This is a genomic window from Paenibacillus sp. FW104-T2 (assembly GCF_058789975.1).
Genome location: NZ_JBYTCE010000014.1, coordinates 1 through 26,093 on the forward strand (window position 1 = coordinate 1; position 26,093 = coordinate 26,093).

Below are 26,093 nucleotides of genomic sequence, written 5' to 3' on the forward strand. Positions count from 1 at the left end.
GTATACATATATTTATCAAATAGATCGGAGAGGGCGAGTTAATGTCATTATTTTATAAACCAATTCATCAAATAAATCTTAAGGATTTTGAGTCTCTTATGGGGGAATCCCCGATAAAAGAGGGTCAGAAAATTGATTATAAGAGGGATATGATTCGTCCCGAACAATTATGCGAGGCAATAATATCGTTTGCGAATACCCAAGGCGGCGATCTGTTGATTGGAATTGATGAAGAAGCGGGTGTCCCAGTTAGTCTTATTGGGGTTGAGTGTCTTGATACCGACAAAGAAAAGCTAAGGTTGCTCGAAATTTTTCGCAATCGAATTGAGCCCAGGATCACGAACATCGATATTGAATTTATTGAAATTGAAGAATCAAAATATATTATCCTGATCCGCACACAAAGAAGCTGGCTTCGCCCGCATAGAGGATCGCATAATTCCAAGTTCTATGCCCGTCAATCGAATGGCAAGTACGAATTGAATGTGCAGCAGCTTCGCCATATGTTTTTGGGTAGTACAGAGTTTAACACAAAGTATGCAGATTTCCATGCCGAGCGGGCAGCTTATCATATTGAGAAATATGGCTATAAGCCATTCATACTGCTGCATTTTATTCCAGTATCGGCTTTTGAAAATCTCAATGTAGTTGATTTAACAGGAATATTTAATCAGGTTAGGTCAACTCCTATAGGCACTTCGAATGATAATAAAAGAATTAATTTCACCGGTGTTTATTCGGAATCAGAAGATAAATCGTGCAAATTTCAACTGTTTAGGAATGGGATAATTGAACATGCAACAATAAGAATAATTGAAGAGAAAAAGACTTCAGGTAAAAGACTTTACGACACTTTGAGGAAGACATTTGCTTATTCGCTACAGAATTATAGATCATTAGAAATAATGGAACCAGTTTATGCATTGCTCTCCTTTTACGGTGTCGAGGGGTTAACAGCTATGGACATTGATACTTACTTTACTGAACATGATGTAGTACCTTATGAATCAGACAAAATGATTTTTCCAGAAGTCCTTATTGAGGATGTAGAACATGTAAATCTCCCCGAATTACTCCGACCAATCATGGATGCATTTTGGAATGCCTACGGTTTCTCGAGGTATTCTCATGAGTTGAATTAATGCAATGCGTTAACACTTACCCAATTAGCAGAATGGGCAGATCATGTATAAAGTCGTAGGAGAAATTCTTCAACATTATGACCGGTTTAGAATCTATCACATCGGCACGATTGGTCTGAACGAAGTAATAGAGAGCTTCGGACAGGCAAAAGACCAACGTTTACAACCCGATGTATTGAGAACGATATTCTGATGCATTTTTATTCCTCACTAAAACGTGCATTGACGTCTCGCTTCATGATCAAATCGGCACAATTAAGGAAGGAAACACTATCACTTTAAAAGATATTCTCGGGACAGAGTACCTTGAAATGGTCTATACCTACTGTTTTCCTATCATTTTGGAGACCTTACTTTGAATGCTCTTATTGTCGCACTCTCGGTTTTCTGTGTCCAATGTCTAGTCCAGATCCAATTTGCTCTTCTCTATTTTCATTTGTTTGATGTACCGGGCCGGTGGCTGCACGAAAATATACTGTACCAATGGGTTAGAGTCACGGATGAGGCCTTTCATTGGAACTGACAGTTGAAGCCTAAAACGGATGTGTGACGATTTTTTCCAGGTAGAGTTACACTAATTCTTGAAGAAGAAAGTTTTGAGTTTGATCATAAAGAAGGAGGTGCAATGATATGAACTCATATATTCTTGATAACTCCTTACTTGAGGAGTTTAAGCAAGCTGTAAGCGATCATGATGATTTCCTGATTAATACTTACAGCAACTACAATGGCAAGAACCTTTGGAGCTTAATTTGCTCTGCGAAAGACTGGCTCTCCGTAAGTGTTAACGGCTTGCCTTACATCGAGTTGACACATTCCCATGATGATGTCCGTTCATTGAACGTTCTACAGTTGATTACAACATACGATATTGTCCTTCAATCCATTGAACAGCTCCATCGTGTGTTTAATATGGAATACCCGCTCAAGAAGGACGATTCAGTATTTAATACGACTGTTCCCGACGATGCGTATTTCGCACAGATCCGGGCATGCTTCGGAGCACATCCAGTCGACTTAAGAAGCGCTGATGGAACAAAAAGTACAAATAAGTACTTCGCTTCTTGGTCTAGCGATATTAGCAATTCAGGTGATAACGGAGATTATTCGGTTTATCTTTACAGTAACAATCCTGACGAGGTTCAACCTATTCGTTTCTCAATGAGTTTCGCCAAAATTCATGAGTATACAGTTAAACGATATTCCCTCTTATCGAGCATGATAAGCGAAATTGAAAAAATGAATGATATCTTTATCAAGGATCAGCGAAGGCAAAAGATTGGTAGCAGCTCCGATGTTGTCGAGCAGCTCCAAATTCTTTTGAAGGAGAACAGTATTCGAATTCGTGAGGGTGATGGATATCATTATGACATCCAGACGCTGATCGAACTTTTTACTGCTCCGCAGGACTTCCCCAAGGAGGAACGGCAAGAAGTAGAGCAATATTTGAATTCACTACATGTATTGGTAGATGAGCTATACGAAGCGCTCCAGAGCATGACATATTGTGAAAATGATATGACTCATGGACATCTACTACATTCAAGATCACCTAAATTCAATAGACTACATTACGATCTGGAGAAAGTGTTCGAGTATTTGAACAATCCGTACTTCAGGGCTGATCGGGTGGACTATCATCTAAGACGTCTTATCAGTAATGGGGTTCTACCGCCTTATATTAGTCGGCGCACGAACAAGCTCGACTTGCAACTCCTGCTTTTAGCTAGGCTCACTGGCAATGAAAAAAACATTAAATGATTTATAAAAAATATCATTTTCAATAAAAACTGAGATGTTTGTTTAACCAGTATCAGATGGAACTTTCATTCTTTATGAACAACGAAGTATCTAAATAGGAGCAGACTATAAATTAACAAAAGGCTGACTGTTAAAGATTGTTCTGTAGATGAAGGGGATCATACATGTCAACTTGGTGCAATGAGACAAACTCAGTCACAATAGTAGATAAATCTGATGGATTATACATCCCGTATCTAGCGACCCATAACATAAATATGAGGAATAATTCATTCACCGGCTAGTACCAGGACTTGGGTTATTCCTTTTTTGCTTTTGTATATAGTTTGAGCCGATTTAGCGCTGCTCGTACTGGAAGATCTGTTTGGCTCAATAACCGCGCATCAGCGGCTTCGGGCTGGCCTGGAGCGTAATGAACGTACGAGCGGCTTCCAACTGGGACAAATCGTTCACCTCTTTTATCCGTAGCCTAATCTGGGTGTGTCAGAGAAATGGAAGTAGTTGGTGAGTGTTAATGAAGCGCGGATCAAATCTAACCACTTAGCCCAGCAAATTGGCGAAAAGGTTTAGAATAGTAAGACTGTGTTTATGGCGCTTGTATTAAACTACAACACCTATTAAGCGGCAAGCTTGACGATTTGGGTAAATCAACGTAGGAGCTGGCGCTTAAGTCCCAGTGTGTCGAGACTGTGACAATCACCATCATGAATAACGTTAACTAACCGAATTTCGTATTTCCGAAAAGGAAATTGATTGGCTGCTTGAAGCTAGTCTACGTCAGATTATCAATTCGGGATCTCAGCACTCACAATCGTTTAAAGATCATTACAAATTTGGAGAATTGGGTGCAGTGATTCGTTAGAACAATAGTAATGTTATTACTGTGCAACTGTGGGGAAAGTAACGGATGAGATGATTGGGAAATACATAGTGAATAAGTTAAGTGAAGAAAAAATGAAACGTATCGGATAGAAGGCGAGTTTTAGTCGGATCTTGAATATACTTAAGTTTAAGGACGATCAGGAGAACTTCAGTCTTCAGAGATGACTTTAGTCATCGACTTCCATGTTAAAGTTAATCTACATAAAGTAGATAGTAGTTTAATCTTAAGGCAGTATGATTCGGAGGTCATTAAACTGCCCAAATCAAATGGGGGATGAAAGAATGTATAGCATTAATATTGAGATGTTTCCAGCCTCTTATGGGGACAGTTTTCTGATTTCATGTAGGCATGAAGAAAAGGAAAAAATAAACCTTTTGATTGATACGGGCTTTATTTCAACTTATGAGGAATGTATTCGGGATAGATTGTTATTTCTTAATGAAAGTGGCGAACGTTTAGCACTGCTCGTGATTACCCATATCGATGCTGATCACTTATCGGGAGCACTGAAGCTATTAGAGGAAAATGAACAAACCTCTAAAATCGTCCCTATTGATAAAGTTTGGCACAACAGCTTTAGACATCTTCAGTGGGAAAAGAGTTCTTCCTCGCAAGTACTAGGAATGAGAGAGAAAAAGCTCCTCGAAGAGGTTACGGCACAAGGATATCCAAGCGAAGTTAAAAAAACAGAAAATAAAGAAAAACCAATTAGTGCAAAACAGGGTTCTTCGCTCGCTAGTTTGATACTTCAGGGGGGATACTCGTGGAACATTGATTTTGCTGGACAAGCAGTATGCGTCGAGAATCGAAGTGAAATTCATCTCAACAGCGATGTGATGATTACCTTACTTTCCCCTAGACTTAATCAACTGAAAGAACTAGAGAAATATTGGAAGAGAAAATTATATAAAATGGGATATAGGAAGGAGATCACTGATGACGCTTTTTTTGATGACGCATTTGAATTTCTTGTATCTAGGGAGAAAGCACAGGCTGTAGTCAATCAAGAAAAGGAAATCTCTTCGTCCCCAATAGATCTGGAGGAATTGTTGAGAACACCCTTCACGGAGGATACAAGAGCTACTAACGGAAGCTCAATCGCGTTTGTTTTACAATTTAAGGAGAAAAAAATTCTGTTTCTGGGCGATTCTCATCCTAGTATTATTGAGCAAGAACTTAAATCTCTGTATGGAGGAGAAATGATCTGGTTTGACGCAGTAAAAATCTCGCATCATGGGTCAAGTAGTAACACAAGTCCAGGTTTACTTAACCTCATTGATTCTGCAAATTTTTTCGTGTCAACAAATGGAGTAAAGTTCCATCACCCTGATTTAATTACACTTGCTAGGATCGTGTGCAGAGAGAGCAAAGAGAAGAGAAATTTGATCTTTAACTATGAAACCCCTGCATCGAATTACATGGATGATGAACAGCGGAAACAAAAGTATAATTATGAAGTTCGAATTGCATCAGAAGGACAAATAATTGAAATTTAGGGTGGTTTTTGTATGGTACATTTCTCTCAGATTGAGAAAAAGATAGTACGTGTTTTATGTGATGCATGTAGTGAGCGTGGCACCGCGTTTCTAATCAGTGACCGTTGGCTGCTAACAGCTGAACATGTTATTGCAGGGCATGCCCACGACCCAAATGAAGGAGTCACAATAGAGATTCCATATTTGAATGATAAGGAATTCTCAGTGAAAGCCAAAGTTATTGATCTAGATGATACTTTGGACATTGCCCTCCTCGAATTACTCGAGCCTCTTGATGACGTACAGGGTTTGAAACTTGTTAGTGCTCCAATTCGTTACAATAGCCCTTGGGAAACTTTTGGTTATCCGAAGGCTAAATTGACTGCTGGGGAAAAGATTAGTGGGCTTGTAAATCGAGCTCGAATTCAGAATGAAGCATTAATTTGGGATCTGGATTTATCACCGAATGATGAAATCGGTTACGATGATGATGATGGTACCGAAGCTTTGTCTGGGTCTCCGGTCATTATTAATGGAGTTGTACAGGGTGTTGTTCTTAGACAGCTCGAAGGCTCTCTAGGTGCAATTAGTATCGAAAAAATAAGCGGGTTTCTAGAAAAAAATGGAATTTTATATGAGATAGCCCCTGAATCGAATGAGCTTCCTGAAGGGTTGAGTGAAGTCGCAAAAGAAGCTCTTCTTAACCGTCCTGTATTTGAAGATTTGGAACAACATATTATTGAAGCTCAACACGGTTTTTTATTGATGAAAGGGAGCCCTGGCTCTGGGAAAACCACATTTAACGCAACTTATATTCCTGAGTCAGAGGAAATTGATATTTGTGGAAAGTACTTCGTTAGAAATGATTTGGGTAATACCCCTGTTTCATATCGGGCGTCTGAATTTACTTTTGCAGAATGGTTAGATGCGAACATACATCGTATTCTCTACAATACTGTACCAGAAAAGAGAGATCGGCTTTTACATGAATGGATTGCCCATCTCAGCGACGGACTGCATAAATTATCCGCGCACTACGTGAAAAAAAATCAGATTGGTGTTTTCTTAATTGATGGAGTTGATGATGTTCACCAACTGGGCAAGACCACAGAATTTTTTAGTTTAATACCAGAAAGGTTACCTGAAAATATCGTGGTGATTATCTCCTGTCAAACAGAAGAAGTCCTTCCTCCCCACCTTCAGGTACAGTGTTCACTAAATAGAGTAATCAAAGTAGTACCATTTGAAATAAAGCAGTGTAGAGACTACATTTTAACTAGAACAGTTGGACTGGAACTTCCCTTCGCATTAGTTGATTCCATTTCTGAGAAGTCCGAAGGCCATCCACTTTATTTACGTTACTTGGTTGAATATGTGAAGCAGTTAGATGATGTCAATAAAATTGAAAGTTGGATCCGAGATGTGCCTGTATTTGATGGCGAGATTGGGAATTACTACGAATCAATTTGGCAAACAGTTAGAAAACATCAACATGAAGTTTGGATTTTGGCTACTGTTTCAAGATTGCGCAGCGGTATTGATAGAGCATCATTGGAGCTAATGCTCCCTGTCGAAGCTAGGTTCGACTTCTTTACTGTATTTCCTAAAGTACAACATTTATTGGTTAACGATGAAACCATTTCTATGTACCATTCTTCTTTCGCTATGTACATTAATGAAAGAACAATTGAGATACAAGAACGAGTTCATAGAGCCATTTCGCAATTCTGTATTGATCATCCTGAGTGTTCATATGCAGTAAAAAACATTCTTTTTCACATGTTAAACGCTGACGAAGAGATGAGAAAAGAGAGTGTGTTTTACTGTAATCAGGAGTGGGCGGATAGGTGCGCTACAGTACATGTAGAACCAGATATTATATTAGAAGATTTAAAACAAGTCTTGAATGCTGCTATTACTGGCGGGAATATTAGCACAGTTATTAGTATTCTACTCTTATCTCAACGTATCAGCTTTAGATATAATGATATTTTTGCCAGATATGCGGCTGAACTGGCTAGTACCTTAATTGCAATGGGTAGGCCAAAGGATGCTATTCGATATATTATCCGTGAATCGGTTCTAATTGTCTCAGGCGTGAATGCAATCTTTTTTTTACACCGACTAAATGAAGCTGGAGCAATAGATGAAGCTGAGCAACTTTTTAGAGCAATTCGTTTGAAATTTGTAAACGAACTGGAACGGGGATCAGTACCAAATATAACCATAATCACGTACTATGCTGCATTGACTATAAAGTCTGGAATGACTTCCCAAAACCCAGTGTATGAATTCTCCAATCACATTCAGCGTCTCATTGTACTCTTAAAACAGAGCGAATCTGTTGACGAGGATTCAAGGCTAATCGAAGATATCGTTGCCTTTAATAGGGCATATTTGCTTTGGAAAAGAGGCATGTACATCTCAATCCAGCATTATGAACAGGAGACCGCTTTTGGACATGGAATTTCAACTTTATTATGTAAAATGCTTATTCATTTGGAGGGATTTCAGGCATGGGGAGATTCCTCGGTGGAGAACTCTCAATATATCGAATTTATCCAAGATATTAAATATGTAATAAAGCATTACGGTATTGACGAGGATGACAGATATTTAATACTTACTGCATTAACTGATGTGGATTTCGAGGTGGATATCGTTGCCCAGTTGATTGATGAGCAAATGGATCTAAAGGAGACTACATTTTCAATACGGGAATCTAATGGAGTTGATTTTGATTACGAGTCGATTACAAATTATTTAGATGCATGGAGGTACAAAGGATTTATAGACGAAGGGGATAACTATCCATCGATATTGAACTATGGTACTTCTAATTGGGAGCTATATTTTGAAGAACTCGTTTCGCTTGTTGGCTATGTTTTGGGAAAAGCGTGGAAAGGTAAATCTGCTAAACAGGATGATTCAATCAATAACGTGGCAACGGTGGTAGAGCAATATTTGTTGCCTAAGTTAATTGTTTCTCTTAAGGAGAGAGTAAAATGGGATCGAAGTTATGCTTTGCCAGAAGAATTTTACCCGTTTGTATTCAATGAAATTGCCTCCTTTTATATAAAATATTGTATTGATAAATTACCTCAATTTGTTGAGGTAATTGAGTCCCACTCCTTAGATCAACTAGGTTTATATACCGAAGGTTTTCGTCAGGCAATGTACTCAATTATAAAAGAAATGATTAAAAGTAAAAAGTATGTCAAAAGTACATTTAGGTTGTTAAAAATGTTGGAAGACCACATTATTCTTGGGGTGCAAAATCGTTGGGATAGATCAAAGGATTTACTTAAGATAGCAGAAATTTATGCAAGAATAGGAAGTGAACCTCGTTCCAAAGCAGCATTCCAGCACATGTTGGATACTTCAATGGGACCTACATGGTATAAGGAAGATCAACTCACACTTCTAGAAACGGGCATCACCTATTTACAAAGTTCGGGTGAAATGTCGAACCACTTAAAAGAAATTGCTGGACATTACGATTTTGCATCCGGAGAAATTACGTTTCAACGTTATGTTCGTCAAGTCAAAGAAGCTTTTATCGGAAACTTATGCACTATGGGGAGAGTCACACAAGCAGTAGAATACTTTAAAAATTCTATCCTTCCTATACCCGAAAAGGTTCTTCAATTGGCTGAAGAAGACCAAATTGATACTCCAGAGACCGGGAAAGGCTATATTTTCGGCGCTGGAGGACTGGATGAACAAAGTTGTATTTTAGAGATTCTCGAAAATGCTCCAAATGTGAAAGGTTTATTGAAGTGGGCATTCTGTGAATTGTACCTGATCGGGGATGATCGTTATTTTGATCGGTACACAAAAATTATGGCAGATTTGCTAAATGAACGGGAAACAATCGGTTCTGATGAACTTCCGGTACTCTATCGTCGATTGCTTAGAATTATGATATCTGATATGTCACCTGATAATCGAAAGAGCCTGTTATCGTATTTGAAGAGAGATTTGTCAGATAGTAATTACAATCATCTAATTTCCTTACTCCAAAAAGCTGGTATGCGTTTGGAAGTAGATGAGGGTGATTCTGATTGGACTCGTAGAGCAACACAAGATATAGATATTTCAGACAAAGCTTATACTGATGACGAGAATGATGGATTATATCTTCCTGGTACATTCGGAAGAAGAAGTTCACTGACAGAACTTGCTAAGCAAATGCTATTAGCTAAGGATCAACTTGATATAGAAAATATCGATCTAGCAAAGCAACATTTTATTGAGGGGTTGAAAGAAGTTCAGTTCGGGGGGTGGGATATATGGACAAGCAGATCAGGAGCAGAAGTTGTTGAAACTTTTGAGATGCTATCTGGCTTAAGTTCGACCGAAGAGTTTGTTAAATCACTATGTAGTTTGATTTTGAACGAAATTCATGCTAATGATTGGGTGATTGTAAATAAACTTATTACTTCTATTGGGGAAAAGTTGGATAGCTCTGATGCTAGTTCAATATTTCATTCTCTACTGGAGCACATTCGTTTCATGTTAAGAACCCCGGATGCTTACATTGAGAAATATGAATGGTTTGAACAAGAATCTCAGGATGTATCCAACAACGTACTGATGACAGATTTATTCATTTGGCTGTTCAACCATCCTAAAAGCGTTATTGAAGATCGTGCACCAGAGATAATGAAGGGGCTTGTAAGAACAGATCCAAGCTTCTTTGTACCAATGCTTATTAATAAAAGTATATCCAAAGACACTAGCCTCTCTCCTGAAATCTGTGCTGGTATTTTGCACAGCTTAGCGATAGAGGACGCTAGTTTGGTTTGGGAATATATTCAGATAAAAGAGAATCAAGAACGCATCGTCGAACTTGATCATTTCATGGTCAAACATACTTTTATGGAAATCGTCAAACTTGCTGGGAAGAATAATGCTAATGCGAATGATTATTATACAATATTATCGGAGAGTTTCCTAAATGAAATCCCAAAGAGACTATTTGATTTTAACGAAGGAGTAGAAACGCCATACTGGTTAAGTCATTTTCATGAAATTCTCGAACCTTTGGAACAAATAGGTGTACTGGATAAGAACGATTATCAAGAAATAATGCAGTACGTATCAGAATTGTGCCTTCCTCTCAGCGTTGAAGATTTCATAAGAGCCGATATTTATGTAACAAGAAGTTATAGATCTAATCAGGAATTTGAACGACTCGAAATAGTTGTTCGGAAAGGAATAAACAATCTACTCTCTAAGAGAGTGGGTAAAGAACATTTGACTCGGGTGGCTAATCATTTGCGTATATACAATCCATACTTTCCTAGAGAAGGAATACGACTAACGAGTAAACCTAGTCTAATTTCGTCAGTCAATGACTTAATCTCAGGCAAAGGGGATCATGCAGAGAATTGTACGCATGAGGGTGCCTATGATTACCTGCATTATTTAGAGACAGTATTTTGTCTAGAAGAAGGTCGATTTAAACTGATAGAGATTATTGGTTTCCTTGTAGGGCAAAATGCTTTCCAAAGTCCTTTCAATCTGGATGATGTGTACCAGTCCTATTTTTCGAATGAACAGCCCAATTTTCAAAACACACCCACTACTGATTCCCATATTTATGGCCCCGCAGTATATAAAGTTGAGCCGAAACCTAAATTGTCTGGTGGTATTATGACGCCGGCATTTCTTCATCCTTACTTAGTGGAGGTTTTAGGTGAAATTAGGGAACAAGATGTAATTAGAGAAAGTTGGTTGGAAGGTAGAGATTGGGATGTCGATCGGATTGGGATGCCTCTTAGGGAAGGATGCCGTTTACTCGTATCAAAAGAAGCGGTAAATCAATTAAGTTTAACACCTTGGAGATTGGTGTGGCTTGTAAAATATGATTTCAATAGATCATTTATCATTGACCGTGGTTTCAAAATGATTTACCCTTTTGACTAGGAGGGAATTCCAATGAACTTTGAACAAATGGAAACACCCAGAAATAGACGGGAATTCGAGAGAAATTTTTTCATAGCTGCAGAACTTCTTCGGAACGATAAAATGCGTTTTACGCCTAATGTTGATAAATCGATTGAGGGGCTTCGAAAGGTAAGGGTGCTACCGAATAATCGTATTGACTTTTTAAGTGTCGATGAGTTAGCTCGGCTTCATGTAAATATGATGGCAAACATGAGTCAGTGGGAATTGTAGCTACACCACTTTAAGCCTGACTATTGAATAGTCAGGCTTTCGGCTTTGTCTGTTATCTCCCCCAGCAATATCGATAAACCCGCAGGTATGATAGTTTATAAAAGCACCTGCTCTCATACGTCAATAAGAGCCGATTTAGGCTCATTTTAGTAAGTAAAGTAGACTTAGCCTTACATGTCGAGAGATAAGAACATAGTCCGATTGCCGATTAGATGTGTGCCTGTTTTCATAAGTTCAACAAAGTCGCGAATTTTATACATAACAATCAACACAATTTTCAGTCTATATAATATACTTGAAATAAAAAATATATCTATCTTTTATCATATAACAAGTAGAAACCATTAGAGTTAAGCCACAATGAAGACTTTACTTTAAATGGAGGCTTTATAATTCATAGTTTACCTATAACGATCATCAAGCCTGAACCCTCTAAATCAATTAAATTTGGGTTATTTCAGTTTGTTTTTCGGAATAATGATGATGAAGAGAAAGGTGATAAGATGGTGGCTAAAGGATCGATACAAGAAATGAAAAATTTGGCTATAGAGAGAGAAGGGTTATGCTTATCCATTGAATATACCAATAGTAATACGAAACTTAAGTGGAGATGTAATTGTGGTTATGTATGGGAAGCGACCCCGAATAATATTAAAAGAGGAAAATGGTGTCCATCGTGTGCTCATACCAAGAATGCCATCTCTAAAAGGAAAACAATTCAAGACATGCAAGTTATGGCAGAACGAAATCATGGTAGATGTATATCCAGCGAATACTCAAATATGAATTCAAAGCTAGTATGGGAATGTTCTAAGGGGCATCAGTGGGAAGCATATCCCAGTAATATATACTCGGGAAAATGGTGCCCAACATGTGCGGGTAGAAATAAGAGTTTAGTGGATATGCAGGCTTTTGCAAAGGAGCGTAACGGTAAATGCATATCTACTCAATTTTTTACAATGACTAGAAAACTAAAATGGCAATGCAAAGAAGGTCATGTATGGGATGCAACTCCAAATAGTGTTTTAAACAAAAAATCTTGGTGTCCCGTTTGTGCTGGAAACAATAAAAAATCAATTAAAGATATGAAACAATTAGCAGGTAGGAGAGGAGGAAAACTTCTTTCTAAAAAGTACATTAATGTTGATGATCCACTTTTATGGGAATGCACTAAAGGGCACGATTTTATATCTACACCTTATTCAATTGAAAAGGGCAGTTGGTGTCCAAAATGCAATAATAATTCAGTATTCTTTAATGAAGAGAAGTGCAGATTTATTTTGGAGTCACTGACACAGAAAAAGTTTCTTAAAACGAGGAGAGAATTTGGAAACAGTTATGAACTTGATGGATACAATGAGGAGCTTAGATTGGCTTTTGAGTACCACGGAAGACAACACTATTCATATACCCCTTATTTTCACAATCAAAGCGAGGAACTTTTTCTTGAACAACAGTTAAGAGATCTAAAAAAGGAAAAGCTTTGTAAGGAGAAAGCTATACATCTTATAGTGATTCCATATAATATTGAAAGTGATACGGATAAAGTAGAGTTTCTTCAGAAGAAATTATGGGAATTAGGATATGATGCTTTGGATACTGACTTAGATTGGAGCAGTTTTTATAAAGGGTTTAATCCATTAGATGAGTTACATACTCTAGCTGGTTTGAAAAATGGGATTTGTCTTTCGAATGAGTACAATGGGAGTGATGAGAAATTAAGTTGGGAATGTTCAGAAGGACATGTGTGGGAGGCCTCTCCATATTACATAAGAAAAGGCTCATGGTGTCCCCTGTGCTTAGGTCGAGGGAGAACTATCGAAGATATGAAAATACTCGCACAAAAAAAGGGAGGGGAATGCTTATCAGACTCATATACAAATAACAGTACAAAGTTAACATGGAAGTGTGAAAGTGGTCATGTATGGAATGCAACACCTTTAAGTATTTCAAATGGAGCATGGTGTCCTAGATGTTCTGGTAGATTGATTACCATTAAAGATATGCATTTATTGGCCGAAAGTAAGAATGGTAAGTGCCTGTCCACCCAATATAGTAATAATACAACACCATTATTATGGGAATGTCATATGGGACACCAGTGGGAAGCAGCTCCTAGAAGTATTCAGCAAGGTTCGTGGTGCCCATCATGTAATTCAAAAACAATAAATGACATGAAACAAATTGCAGCAAAATATGGTGGGGAATGTCTTTCTGAAATATATAGTGGGATTGACAGGAAATTACTTTGGAAATGTGAGCATGGACATCAATGGGAGTCGTCTCCTAATTATGTCCAAAGAGGAAGATGGTGTCCTCAGTGTAAGAAAGACCAAAAACAACGTAAAACCATTAACAAACTAGAAGTGTTAAAAGAATTAGCACAACAAAGAGAAGGTAGATGCCTATCTCGAATTTATTATAATGTTGACACTAAACTTAGGTGGGAATGTAAGGTGGGCCACCAATGGGAGTCTACACCCTATAGTGTGAAAAATGGAAGTTGGTGCCCTACATGCTCTTCGAAAAGTTCTGGTATGTATAGAAAAAATAATATTAGAGATATGAAGAGGCTAGCGGAGAAAAATGATGGAATATGTATATCCGATACCTACGTAAATAGTCAAACAAAATTACGTTGGAAATGTAAAGAAGGTCATGAATGGTTCGCCAATCCTAATAACATTCAGCAAGGATCTTGGTGCCCGACATGTAGAAGAAACGAAATTTCAATTAGGCAGAGAAAGTCCATAGAGGATATGATTGAACTAGCTAGAAAAAGAAATGGAGAATGTTTATCTACGGAATATATTAATGCACACACCAAGCTAATGTGGAAATGTGTTCATGGGCACGAGTGGGAAGCTAAGCCAAATAACATACAACAAGGAAAATGGTGTCCTAGGTGTGTTAAATAGCATTCGTTCCTCCTGAGAATTTTGATAAAGATCGGTTAATTAGTCAAGCCGCTGGTTTTACATTTTTGCAGTCTGAGAATATCAATTTACTCGGTGTAGATCTGGAATTGTTTGCAGTGATGGGCGTATATAATTTGCGTATTTCAGATATAATTCCTAGTAAAAAAGAACCAGGTAAGTTGGAATGTAATGAGATATTTTAAGACGTATGAAGAAGCTTTGGAGTTTCAAAAGAACATAAGAGCACTTCATGAGGCCCGGGATTTGTTCAGCATATTTGAAGAAGATAAATAACTTTAGCTTAGTGAGCAGCCTTACTCTATGTGAAAATTCGATTGGTCGATTTTTTCATATCGTGATAAGATCGGTCCAATACATATAGGGACTGACTAAATTTTAGAATAGATGAATAATAAGTTGAAAGAAGTGGGATCGCTCGCAGTAGCACCCACGGTGTGATATAATTACGTAAAATAATAATTTGACGAATAATTATTTTGAAGTTATATATTTGGGGGTGATTGTTTTGGATAAACAAGCTAGATTACACCTTATGGGTCGAATCGACGATAAGCTAAGTGAGTTACCTTGGTATGTTACTGAATTTATTGACAGTAAGAAGCGTAAGCTTTCTGCCTCAACACTTCTTAATTACTGCCACGATTATATTATCTTTTTTGATTGGCTGATTACAGAGAACTTTACCACAGTTCAAAAAAGGACAGAAATTGAATTATCCACGCTAGAAACATTAACGATACGCGAAACAGAAAGCTTTTTGTCTTTTTTGGAGTATCAACTTGGGAACAATAAGCTAACAATAAACCGTAAGCTTTCTTCTCTTAAGTCCTTATTTGATTACTTACAGAATAAAGCTGAAACAACTGATTTAAAGCCTTATATACAACGAAATGTTATGGCTAAAATGGACTTAAATGCAGTAAAAGAAAGTCAGGAAACGATCGCAAATCGTATGGAAGGGAAAATACTAAGAGAAAATGATTTTGAAGCTTTTAGAGTGTTTGTAGCGTACGATTATGGCGAATTAAACAAAACAAACAAACGTATTATGAATTTTCATCAGTTTAATCGTGAACGAGATACGGCAATAATTTCATTAATCTTAGGATCAGGGCTTAGATTATCCGAAGTTTCCGGAATCAATCTTGAGGATTTAGATCTTACGAAATCATCTGTTAGAGTAATTCGAAAAGGGGGAAAAGAGCAATATGTTTACTTTAGCAGCCAAGCCTCCCTTGATATTGAGAATTACCTGCAGGTGAGAGAAACAAGATATAACCCAGAAAAAAATGAAAGATTTTTGTTTATTGCAGCACCTGTAGGACGCAAAGGTAAAAATAGACGTTTAACACAACGTTCTATAGAAAAACTTGTTGAGAAATATGCAACAGCCTTTGGAAAGCCGGCTTTGACGGTTCATTCTTTGAGGCATTCATTTGCCACACGTTATCATATTGAGAATAATGATGTCCCAAAATTAAAGAATCAATTAGGACATTCTTCAATACAAACTACAATGATTTATACGCACCTAACAGATGATCATATGAGAAGCGCTGTAAACAACATGGATAAATAATCCGGAGGGAGTGACATAAAGTTGCCTACTAGGCTGGATAATGACATAAAGTTGCCTACCAGACTGGAGAATGACATCATAAAGTTGCCTACCAAGTTCCTAATTTGCTCCGTATATTAAAGACAAAGGGCATAAATGCATGAAAGTTGGGTACATTGTGTCATTTTGGTAGGGAACTTTGTGTCAATGTACAGATAATGGCATTGGAATTGGAATCATGTTCCTATACATATGTACAAAATACGAGTTTTGTGAAACAGTAGTATTAAAAGTTTTGGAACGACCAATTATTCTAATTCACTATTGTTCTTAATCTGTCTTTTTTTTTTACTGGCTTTTAAAAATTGCTTTCAAATCTTTCAGGCATACAACCATTCATTCACATGGATAAATGTACCTTTTTAAATTTATGACCCCCGAGAAATTTTCAATTTTATATGGATTAATATGTGATCGGTTTTTAATTTTCGTCTGCCTAACATTTAATAATGCTGTTCCAGGAATTGATCGTTTCCTTGACCATAGCCGGTGTAAATTCGAATGCTTCATTAGCGTATTGTTTATGACTAATTAATTTATATCTATTGGTAAATATTAACACAAATTAGTTTCCAAATCAAAACAACTCGCTTATGTCCATTATAGACATTGAAAAATGCTTACCTGCCCCACTCGGTCTGTTTCTCAAGCTCCAACTGCAAGGATTTCCTCTTTTCATCTGCAGATCATCTGGAACAGGTTCGATCATGTGAATCGGCAGATTCCATTCATTTACACTTGCCATACTCCCCGCTTCCGCCTGCGCTGGCCGTTTTACCTGCGATTCTTCCGGTACTGCTTTACTCGGCCATCCTTCGAATGGTTTTGCAGAGAGGATCGGTGTTTCGGTTGTACCATATGGTATCGTATGGCCAAACCTGTTCTTAAGAACAGCATCCCCCTACAGCTTAACCATTCACTAAGAAGCTTTTAAGCCTTCAAATGAAAATTTTGATTTCCCTTTATGCTCTGAACCTCATGTGGACTTAAATATAACGAATATATTCCGCAAGAGCTCGAATTCTGATTTTCAGTCCCAAACGACTTCGGTACCTGCGATAAAATCGTGTAAGGCACGTTTGTCTTCACGAACAGCAACCATGATGACACTTGCAATAAAACCAATGCCAAAAGTTATTCCATATACAAGTCCAGCAACAACTACTCTCATCACCATGGTTCCAATTCCAGGGGGCTCATGTGTATCGTATCTTTGAATTCGAATACCGCAGATGCGTTTTCCTAATGTTCTCCCATACCAGAATACCGGCAATAAAATGGAATATAATGCACTTAATATTTGCGCTATAGGTTCATCACTGTCAAAGTTTCCTGTAATGAGCCCTGCGATAACCATCAAAGGCAGCGCAATAATAATACCATCTAAAATACTTGCACCTAGCCTTATCCAAAAACCAGCTTTATACAAGATGTTTCCTCCAAACTAGTTAAAATTGAAAAAACTCCTTTACCAGGACATTAATTCAATCTATGTGCGTAAATCTTCAGATAGTATAAATAAACGCTCCATTAAATCATCAAGGCTAGTGTAGTGTTCGTCTGAGGTAATGTTGTCAAAACAAGCGTCCATTAATTATCAGTGGGTTGGGATTGCACTTAACAGACAGCCACCTACTTCAAGATACATACTGCATAGACGTATAAAAAACCATTTTGCACACTTTCCATATCATGAAATAAAAAAGAAGCCATAATTAGCATTATGGCCTCACATATATACGCTATGAATTTAAAATTACATATGAAACGCTTTCCAGAACGAACCCTCGGTATTGATGATATCCCTAATCTGCACAAAAGGAATTGTAAACGTCGGAAATCCAGCTGCGTAGGGAGCGATCTCATAAGGATTGAAATACAGATGCAGCGCGTCTGCCGTCACAAAAAATGGCTGATCCGGACTAATTCCTTCATAGGTATCCGGAAATACATATGAATACTGAGGATCATTTTTGATCTGATCTCCAACGATCTGGCTTAATACTTTCACGTAGTCACTATTCGGCTTAAACAAGTCCTTTAATTCATACAGTTGCCCGCTGCTTAGATTAATAATGGCATAGATCATCGTAGGCATACCGTGTGCAGCACCAAATGGATAGTTATATCCCGTAAGCTGCAGCTGAAGCAGCTGTTGCTGATAAAATGTAATATCAAAATCCCCTGTGTAGCTGTAATCCAGCTTTTGGTCAGCAGGAATCGGTTTGACCTGAGACCAGTTCCTCAATTTCAAATTAAGTGCCAGTTGTGCGGCCTGGTCGGTTAAACCTTCCACCTGCGGATAATAAACCAGATAATCGATATTGGGTTTATACTTCTCTTCACGAACACGGTAAGGTGGCTGAAGGGGAACGATCGTATTTTGCCGCCAGATGATCTGTCCGGCTCGATTGACATACAAAAGACGCTGATCAACGTTTGCTTTGATCAAATCGGGCGCTACGACTTCAAGTGTACCGGAACCTTCTACACGGGGATATCCTGGTGCTGGGCGTCCGCTCAGGTCAAGCAGAACCGTCTGTCTTCCATCCGATGCAGATGCGAGCCCCCCTTTGTAGTCGCCTACATCCCGGTAAATAAACTCTGTAAGTCTCCTGCCATTAGCATCTGCAATCGCATACAATGAGCCAATGAAAGGCTGCTCCGGATCGATTGCCTGCCCCAACGCAAAACGCTGCTCCCCTAAATCTCGGATATCATTGTAAGCCGGTTGAATGACAAAAGCTCCTTGCGTGTTAATGACACCATAAGTGGATTTATAGTCCTCTGCTGTATTCACAATCGCGTGCCCACCACTGAAAGGAAGTGCTGCAGTAAATTTAGGTTCAATTCGGACCTGACCTCGTTCATCGATATATCCGTATTTTCCGGGTGTCTCCTTCTGGAAAGCAAGTAAACCGTCTCCTAGCGGTCCTACATACGCGTAAGGGTATGTCGCCAGTCGATTTCCATTACGATCTATGAGTGCGAACTCATTGTCTTTGATCTGAACAACGGCTTTTCCGTTGCTGAAATCGTAGGCTGAGACGAATTGTGCTCGGATCACCTCATTGCCAGCAGCGTCCAGGTAGCCGTAACGACTGACATCTCCACCTGCCTGACCTCCGGAAGTATCATAGAAAAGCGCTCGCCCATCCTTCATATTTGCGATAAAGGGATAAGCCCGTTTCGTGAGCACTTGACCTTGTTCATCGATCATTTTAAAGCCTTGAGCGTCAATCACAATCGCCCGATCTTCTTCGAATGAATTAATGGAATCATATACAGGCTGAACAACATACTGGCCATTCAGATTAATCACACCAGTCTTGCCATCCTTCACAACTACAGCCAGGCCATTCGGCTGAAAATCACGAGCATCATCAAGTATGGGTTCCAGCCGGATCCGACCCTGTGCATCCATATAGCCCCACCGGGTTCCCTGGATCGTTCTTACCGAAATGGGGAATAACCAGGTGATTTCACGTACATGACTACCTCCCATACTTTGTTTAATCTGCTTCTCCAATTCAAGCAGCGCTTCCCGCGATGGGTAAGGCTCGTTGAAACTTAGCGCTTTTTGAACTGAAATCAGAGCAGCCGGTAATAACCCGGCGCGATACTGCGCGTCGGCAAGATAATACCAGTAAAAGGTGTAGTCCGGATAATGCTGAGTTAATTGTTCGTAGTACTGCACAACCTTGGGAAAGTAATACATGTATACGTCTGTGGCAGGTACCCATTTCCCATGTTGCCACCGGATAATATCAACCTGATAAGCCTCCCCGGTATCATGTGTCCAAAGGGCTATCTCCACTTTCCCATCTCTTCCATGCTGACCGGGCATATCAATAATCTCAGCATGACTGAAATATAGATCAGCTGGTGCTACGTCCGTTAACCCTGCTTCTGTCCATTCATATACAGCAAGTTTGGACCAGATGGAACCGAGCTGCCATCCGACAATAAGATTGTTTCTTGCCGTGGATGTTACGGGTGCAGCTGTCAGCAAGGTTGCGTTATACCCCAATCCTTTGGTGACCGACATCTTCGTCCATTGCCCTTGCACAAATTTCAAAATCAACAAGGTTAATTCTCCATCCAGTTTATAAACCGCAGCGATCTCCGGCATCCCGTCTCCGGTGAGATCTGCCGCATAGATGGCTGGATGTTCGACAGGTTTAAGTATAGTGACGACATTAGCGCCGGCCGGAAGTTGTTGTTTTACGATTTGAGTTAACAGCGGCTCGCTCATCGACATGTCTGTTTCCTCCCTTATGACCGCATTCGCCTAATGGTATGCATCATAAACCGGGATATGACATCTAAGCGAATATTACTACTGAATCGTGAGCAACAAGGTGTATGGTATACGGAGTTGTATAAATCCAGTGAAGTAGACCAAGTAATGCTCTCTCCATAAAAAAAGATTTGCAGAGGCACTCGCTTCTGCAAATCTTTCGCAATGCTTCAGGATGTTTCCTGAATGCTTAGTTGTACGTATTGGGTTAAGCGGCAATAATGGTTCAGCAGAAGCTCCTCGTTGCCATTACCAAGAGCCAGGCTGCGTCCTTCCGCAATCAATAGCCCTACAATTTCCTCAAGGAAATTCAGTTGAAACCGTTTGATCTCCACTAGAAACTGTTCTAACACGCCTACATCCTTCATGGTAAATTGGGATATTCCGCGCAGCAGCAATTCTTCTGCCCAGCCACCGATCTGCTGCATGAACTGATTATAGTCTTCCAAGTCTACCCGTCCTTCCATAGCCTATATCCAATTTCAGGCTGATTACCCGTTGTCCCTTCAAAAAGCTGATCGGGTAAAATTTGCTCTGTTCAACTCGAACAAAAGCATAAAAGTGTTCGAGCGAGGCGGCTCCGTATCCTGACTCAAGACGCTGGATCATCATGTGCCAGTCCATGGAGTAATGAAGCGTTAGCTGAAGAAGCTCCCCTTCTTCCGTTTCAATGGTAAGGATAAGTTGTTGAGTTCGTTTGTCAAAGCTGTGATCTACGATCCGGGCAACCCGAAGGATGGCAAGATGCTCCTTCGGGTTGGTAAATAGCTCAAATGTCCTTGAATCCTCAAGAAGTAGAGAAGGAACATCCTGCATGTACTTACCCAGGTTCACATCTTCCACTTTGGTTCGCGTCATAAGTTCCAGCTTCGCACCCTCCCCTGAAGAGAGCCTGCGGTCGTTGTTCACTTTTACCGTTTGGAACTGCAGCTCTTCCCCGGCAAATTGACGGAAGGTCACATTGGTGTGCCAAGGGGTAAACGCCCCATAATGCTCTGCGTAAGAAAATGAATTGTCGTCATAGTAAACAGCTCGCACATCACTGTACGTGTATATTTCTTCGTCTTCAAAACAGTAGAAATAATACGTAATGCCCCGGTAACCGGATCTGGTTTCCCATGCATCTGCTCCTAAACCATACAGATGTAGCTGCGGAACTGTGTAATACTTACTGCGAAAACTGCCAATAAGCTGGCTCTGCATATAAGCTGATGTACGCTCTTGCTCCAAGACCTGCAATGCGAGATACAGCTTGGACACCCGATCAAGCATGGTTTGCATGGAGAAACGAATATGTCTATTGAAAAATAGCTCTAATTCACCCTGAATTCCCCGTAAACTTCGTTCAACATCAGGGAGGTTACCACTATGCGCAGCTACAGCGAGTGTCTCCAGCTGGGCCATATAGGACTGTGGCAGCCTGGCAAGCCCCGTTTTTAACAGATCGGCAAGCATGGTCCGGCATTCACGGACGGTTTGAATGGAGAACTTGGTATCATATATTCGTCCACTCAAGGCATTCTCATCGTCCACATGTTGTTGTCTGCGATATCGAAGCAAGGCTTCCAGCTTCGCCATATTTCCAGCCGTTTGTTTAACCTTACACAGCGCCTTTGCGAGACTGGGTTCCTGAGTGAATGAAACCTCGATGTTTTGTCTTACAAGCCGCACGGTAAGAAGAGAATCCTCCAGAATTTCGATCTGCTCGGGATACTTCAGCCGGAACCAAACCTCTTCGATCATCGAGGAGCTATACGATTGGATTAACGTTGACAGGTCAGACTCAGTTATCCAGTGGAAACGGGAGACATTACCCGGTGTTAACTCCTCTGCATCGATAGCAATCGAACTGGAATTTGATTTATTGTCAGTCGCTTCAGTTAATGGAACTGTCTCGGCCTGAATATCTTGCCCCGCAGCATTTTCATCCGTCTGATATTCACGCTGATAATACAGAATCGAGATTAGAACATGTTTGCAGATGTGATCTGACGGACAGGAGCAATCCCAGTGATCGAGCGTACTTTCCAGCGTACAGAGAGTTCCATCACTCAGCTGACAGCTGACTGAAGATTCATTCCACGAGTATTTCACACTTACACCGTTATCTATGTCTTTCAAAGACCTCTTGTACAATCCCTTATTTGCATACCTTATGAGGTAGTCTTCTGTGCACAATTTGGAAAATGCCCTGAATTTATGTTCGAATTCACTCACGCAATCAACGCCCCGACGCTCTTAGGATATCGTAGAGCGTTTCACTGAAGACGCGTCCCGGAATCTGACCCAGAGCAATGCTTTTGTTATTGCTGTAGTAATAACTTCTCTTGTTCTCCGGTCTGAAGAAATGGAGAGATTCAAGCGTAATATCGTCCATCCCCTCATAATACGTAATACTGGTACCACTGAAACGCAGTTCAGCTACGTATTCATCGTACTCCTTGTAAAATTCATGATACCAGCCGCCGTCCATGGCCGGCCCTTTGATCCAACCGAATTTCTCCAGTGCTTTCGGGAAAGCGGTCGGTGAAAATTCCGATTCCGGAAGTCGGGAGTACTCCTCAAGCTTGGTGTCTTCTTCCTCAGGCAGGTGAATTTCTCGGTTAAGCTGCTCGAAAGGCTGCTTCACTTCGTAGTCCTCAAGCTGTGTTTTCCAGCCGTCCAGGGTGGATGCTTCAAGTTCAAGAGGGTGTACGAGTCCCACCTGTGTATTCAGAGGCAGTTCATATTCATCTTCATCCACCGTATTAAAGGTGCCATCTTCCATATAGCGGAATGTGCTATTCAGCTGACCATCTTCATATGTCCCCCAGATCAGACCTACAGCGAATTTTTGCATGATCACATTTTCAACAAAGAGTGCTTTCCACTCTTCAGCGGACCACAGACGCTGTTTGGACAATGATTCCTCCAGGCGCTGTGCCTGAATGCCCACCATTGTTTTGAGATCTTTCTTCAGCTGAGTAAAACGTGCTTTGGATTGCGCAGCGAGCTCTGCATCATCCTTCTGTGCTGGTGCGGGCAAGCTTTTCACTGTTTTACCCGTTTCTTCGTTCAGAACGACGACCTGCAAATCCACATTCACTTTAATGAGGAATGAACGCTCACCGTAACTCAGCCTCATCGTTCCTGACTCGTCAAAACCAAGCGTAGTTACAAGCCGGTCTTCTAACTGTTTCGGTGTAAGTCCCAAGTTGTCGGCCGCAAGCTGCAGCGCTTCTTCTGCCGCGCCTTTCACCTGACGGTTCTTGACGCTGCGTTTAATTTTATCAATGGCCATGAGAGCAGATGGCTCTTTCAGGTAAGCGAGTACTTTCACAGCATCTGCCGCAATAGCTCCACGGCTGTTTTCGGTCCATTCCTTAATCTGAGGCGTCAGAATGTGAACGATTTGCACACTGCCAAAGAGCGCAGAGATATACATCACCCATTTCTCCTTCGCAGGTGCACCGTCCTGAATCCATAACTGGAGCAGCTCAGTCGCGAATCGAGATAACGATTCTCCGTCTACATACTCCCGCAGTTCATTCAGCCTTTCGTTCGGTGCAGATGTATGATCTACCGATTGGACAAGAATATATTGCTTGATTCGATCATCCAAAGGTTGATTGTCTTCGGAACGAATAAGAGAAGGCAAGTCCTTCAGGGATAACCAACTAAATCTAGCCAGCTTTTTGGCATCCGCCTGATCAGCAAGTGCAGCATGGGCATATTCCGGGCTTTCATCTGCGGTATCCAGCAGAATTTGAATCAAGTTCTTCCATTCCGCCGACTTCTCACCCTCCAGAAGCTCACGATATAGCTCTTTATTATGATCCAGGCTGCGAATGGCGCTAAGCGCCATTTCTTTCACGCTTGCTTTTTTCTCTGAACGATAGATCGTTGTAAACAGTTCCGGATCAGGTACACGATTGAATTCGGATAATGCGAGACTGTTGGCTTTTTTGGATGAATCCTGCAGTCCCGCGCGAATCGCCTCGGCAAGTTTCTCCGTCTTGAGTTCACTTCGTTGCTCGAAGGTAATCTCCAAAATTAAAATACGTGTGTCCGTTGGGAGCTTTTTATACTGTCCCAGAGCATAGTCGAGATTTTGCTGAATAATCCGGCGGTACTCATCCTGAGGCATTGCTTTGTACCTGTAATCCGTCATACCGTTTAGCGAGATCAGACTGGTCAACAGCTTATCCTGCTGTACCTCTGGATCTTGTCCATAACGCTGCAGCAGCTTCTCTCCGCTGAAAGCGTAGGAACGATACATATCTGAGACGATATCCAGCGTCCACTCCGGATAGGTAGCCAGAATTACAAACCGGCGCATTGCCTCTGAATCCACTGGCAGGAAGCTGATGGCAATCAGAGTCTGAATACGTTTTTTGTCACGATTCAGATTGTTAAACAGACTGCGGCTGTTTGAGTCTTTCCAGTAATCTTCAAATGATGTCTGACCTTCGAGATACCGTGCGATGGCAAGACCACTGCGACCACCATCTAATGGCTCCCGGAGTACTGCATAGACGGCTTGTTCAAGCGTACCGTCCGCATCAGGGATTTCTCTACCGTGATCTTCCAAAATCTTTTGGATAACCAACTTGAGGTATGGGGTTTTGAGTATATGATAAGCTCGTATGGATTGTTCCGGATCATTCATAATGGCCGACTGGATCGACTGCCATGATATCGTATACATATTCAATTCGTTATTCATAAGCTCGATCAGTTGGTATGGTTCATCCAGAGGAAGCAGCCCAGCGAGCAGCCCGTCGGCATTTTTGGCTCTGGAATCCATGCTCATCAGATACATGCGCGTCTCAAACGGATAGATTTCATGCAGCTGACTAATTGTCTCCAATAGAGCTTGACCTGTTTCGCCTTTGTTCTCGAGGAACCGGTCCTTCCCGCCATGGACATTGATCAGATACAACAACGAGCTGCTTATCAAGATCATGGTCTGATGGAACACATTCTGAGACAATTGTTCTTTTTTATTCAATGAAGTGTCCGGATAGAGCTCTTCCATCAGGAGATTTCGTTTTTGCTGAAGAAATTCCGGTTTCAGATCATGCACAGACCGATTAGATCGGCTCTGCATGGAGCACACAACCAGTGGCTCAATAAGCTTATGTAACGCCGGGCGGAGCTGCCCTGCATCATCAGCAACGACCAGTTGAAGTAACTCAGGCAGGTGATTGCTTAGTAATTGCAACTGTGCTGCATGTGAAGGAACTCCGTTCAGCTTGGAATACAGTTTCAGTAGAAGCAAGGCGTCGATAATTTCCCGCTCATGGTTACCATATCCGTTGCCTTTTTTGGACTCAACAAATACCTGTACACGGCTTAGCCTGCTTTTGAGCTCATCTACAATTTCTTTTTCTCCGGCAAACTGACGTATTTTCTCCAATCGGGACAGCAGACCACCGATCCGATCTGGGCTTTTGCTCTTTCCACTCAAGCCGTAGGCTTCAGATTCATTGCCGAGACATATGGTGAAGCCATCCGTAGCCCACGAATTGCGTCTGGAGTAGTGGGATTCCAGGTGAATGACAATAGCCCCTGCCCGGAAAAATATATCTCCATCATCTTTCTTGGCAAGCTTCATGAGCGCATCAATTGTATAGTAGACATAATGGCTGGAATTCCCTATCATTTCAGGAAACTTGTCCGTGTTTCCCAGCACATAATCAATGATTTCCTGACTCCGATCTGTTTTTAGGGAGTAATCCTTCGAGCACATCTCAGCAAACTTCTCAACTAACGCCTCAACAGCGCGATCTGTAGTAAGCATTACACATTCC

12 protein-coding genes and 1 pseudogene are annotated in these 26,093 nt (G+C 40.5%); 8 read left to right on the forward strand and 5 right to left on the reverse strand.

What is annotated here, in order from left to right:
• The first annotated feature begins 41 nt into the window (after window positions 1-41).
• The 8 genes and pseudogenes from AC3WQ3_RS17930 to xerS all read left to right on the forward strand — a co-directional run bounded on the left by AC3WQ3_RS17930 (window position 42) and on the right by xerS (window position 15,962).
• Window positions 42-1,142, forward strand: coding sequence for an AlbA family DNA-binding domain-containing protein (locus tag AC3WQ3_RS17930; protein WP_492472997.1), 1,101 nt, complete (start codon window positions 42-44; stop codon window positions 1,140-1,142).
• Between the two features lie 97 nt (window positions 1,143-1,239).
• A pseudogene (locus AC3WQ3_RS17935) lies at window positions 1,240-1,459 on the forward strand (hypothetical protein); the annotation flags it as partial.
• 313 nt (window positions 1,460-1,772) lie between these two features.
• A complete protein-coding gene (locus tag AC3WQ3_RS17940; RefSeq protein ID WP_492472998.1) occupies window positions 1,773-2,903 on the forward strand; it encodes a hypothetical protein in 1,131 nt (376 codons plus the stop codon).
• Window positions 2,904-4,067: 1,164 nt separating this feature from the next.
• The gene (gene avs1a / locus AC3WQ3_RS17945) at window positions 4,068-5,282 is read left to right on the forward strand and encodes an AVAST type 1 anti-phage system MBL fold metallo-hydrolase Avs1a (RefSeq protein WP_492472999.1); all 1,215 of its coding nucleotides are present in this window, start codon (window positions 4,068-4,070) and stop codon (window positions 5,280-5,282) included.
• 12 nt (window positions 5,283-5,294) lie between these two features.
• Window positions 5,295-11,192 carry a trypsin-like serine protease gene (locus AC3WQ3_RS17950; protein WP_492473000.1) on the forward strand — a complete coding sequence of 1,966 codons (5,898 nt, stop codon included), beginning with the start codon at window positions 5,295-5,297 and terminating at the stop codon, window positions 11,190-11,192.
• Between the two features lie 12 nt (window positions 11,193-11,204).
• On the forward strand, window positions 11,205-11,444 hold the full coding sequence (gene avs1c / locus AC3WQ3_RS17955; RefSeq protein WP_492473001.1) for an AVAST type 1 anti-phage system protein Avs1c: 240 nt from the start codon (window positions 11,205-11,207) through the stop codon (window positions 11,442-11,444).
• Window positions 11,445-11,950: 506 nt separating this feature from the next.
• Window positions 11,951-14,362, forward strand: coding sequence for a zinc-ribbon domain-containing protein (locus AC3WQ3_RS17960; RefSeq protein ID WP_492473002.1), 2,412 nt, complete (start codon window positions 11,951-11,953; stop codon window positions 14,360-14,362).
• Between the two features lie 526 nt (window positions 14,363-14,888).
• Window positions 14,889-15,962: a tyrosine recombinase XerS gene (xerS, locus tag AC3WQ3_RS17965; RefSeq protein WP_492473003.1), complete on the forward strand. Its 1,074-nt coding sequence runs from the start codon at window positions 14,889-14,891 to the stop codon at window positions 15,960-15,962.
• A gap of 1,069 nt (window positions 15,963-17,031) precedes the next feature.
• Here xerS and AC3WQ3_RS17970 read toward each other — a convergent pair.
• The 5 genes from AC3WQ3_RS17970 to AC3WQ3_RS17990 all read right to left on the reverse strand — a co-directional run bounded on the left by AC3WQ3_RS17970 (window position 17,032) and on the right by AC3WQ3_RS17990 (window position 26,083).
• Window positions 17,032-17,430: an RDD family protein gene (locus AC3WQ3_RS17970; protein WP_336780199.1), complete on the reverse strand. Its 399-nt coding sequence runs from the start codon at window positions 17,428-17,430 to the stop codon at window positions 17,032-17,034.
• A gap of 327 nt (window positions 17,431-17,757) precedes the next feature.
• Window positions 17,758-20,262 (reverse strand): WG repeat-containing protein, encoded by a 2,505-nt coding sequence (locus AC3WQ3_RS17975; protein ID WP_492473004.1) that lies wholly within the window; start codon window positions 20,260-20,262, stop codon window positions 17,758-17,760.
• A gap of 209 nt (window positions 20,263-20,471) precedes the next feature.
• Window positions 20,472-20,750, reverse strand: coding sequence for a hypothetical protein (locus AC3WQ3_RS17980; RefSeq protein ID WP_492473005.1), 279 nt, complete (start codon window positions 20,748-20,750; stop codon window positions 20,472-20,474).
• Entirely contained in the window at window positions 20,737-22,422 is a 1,686-nt protein-coding gene (locus tag AC3WQ3_RS17985; protein WP_492473007.1) for a hypothetical protein, read from the reverse strand. The genes AC3WQ3_RS17980 and AC3WQ3_RS17985 overlap by 14 nt, the downstream gene beginning before the upstream one ends.
• Before the next feature lie 100 nt (window positions 22,423-22,522).
• Complete coding sequence (locus AC3WQ3_RS17990) at window positions 22,523-26,083, reverse strand: DUF4132 domain-containing protein (RefSeq protein ID WP_492473008.1); 3,561 nt, start codon at window positions 26,081-26,083, stop codon at window positions 22,523-22,525.
• Window positions 26,084-26,093 lie beyond the last annotated feature (10 nt).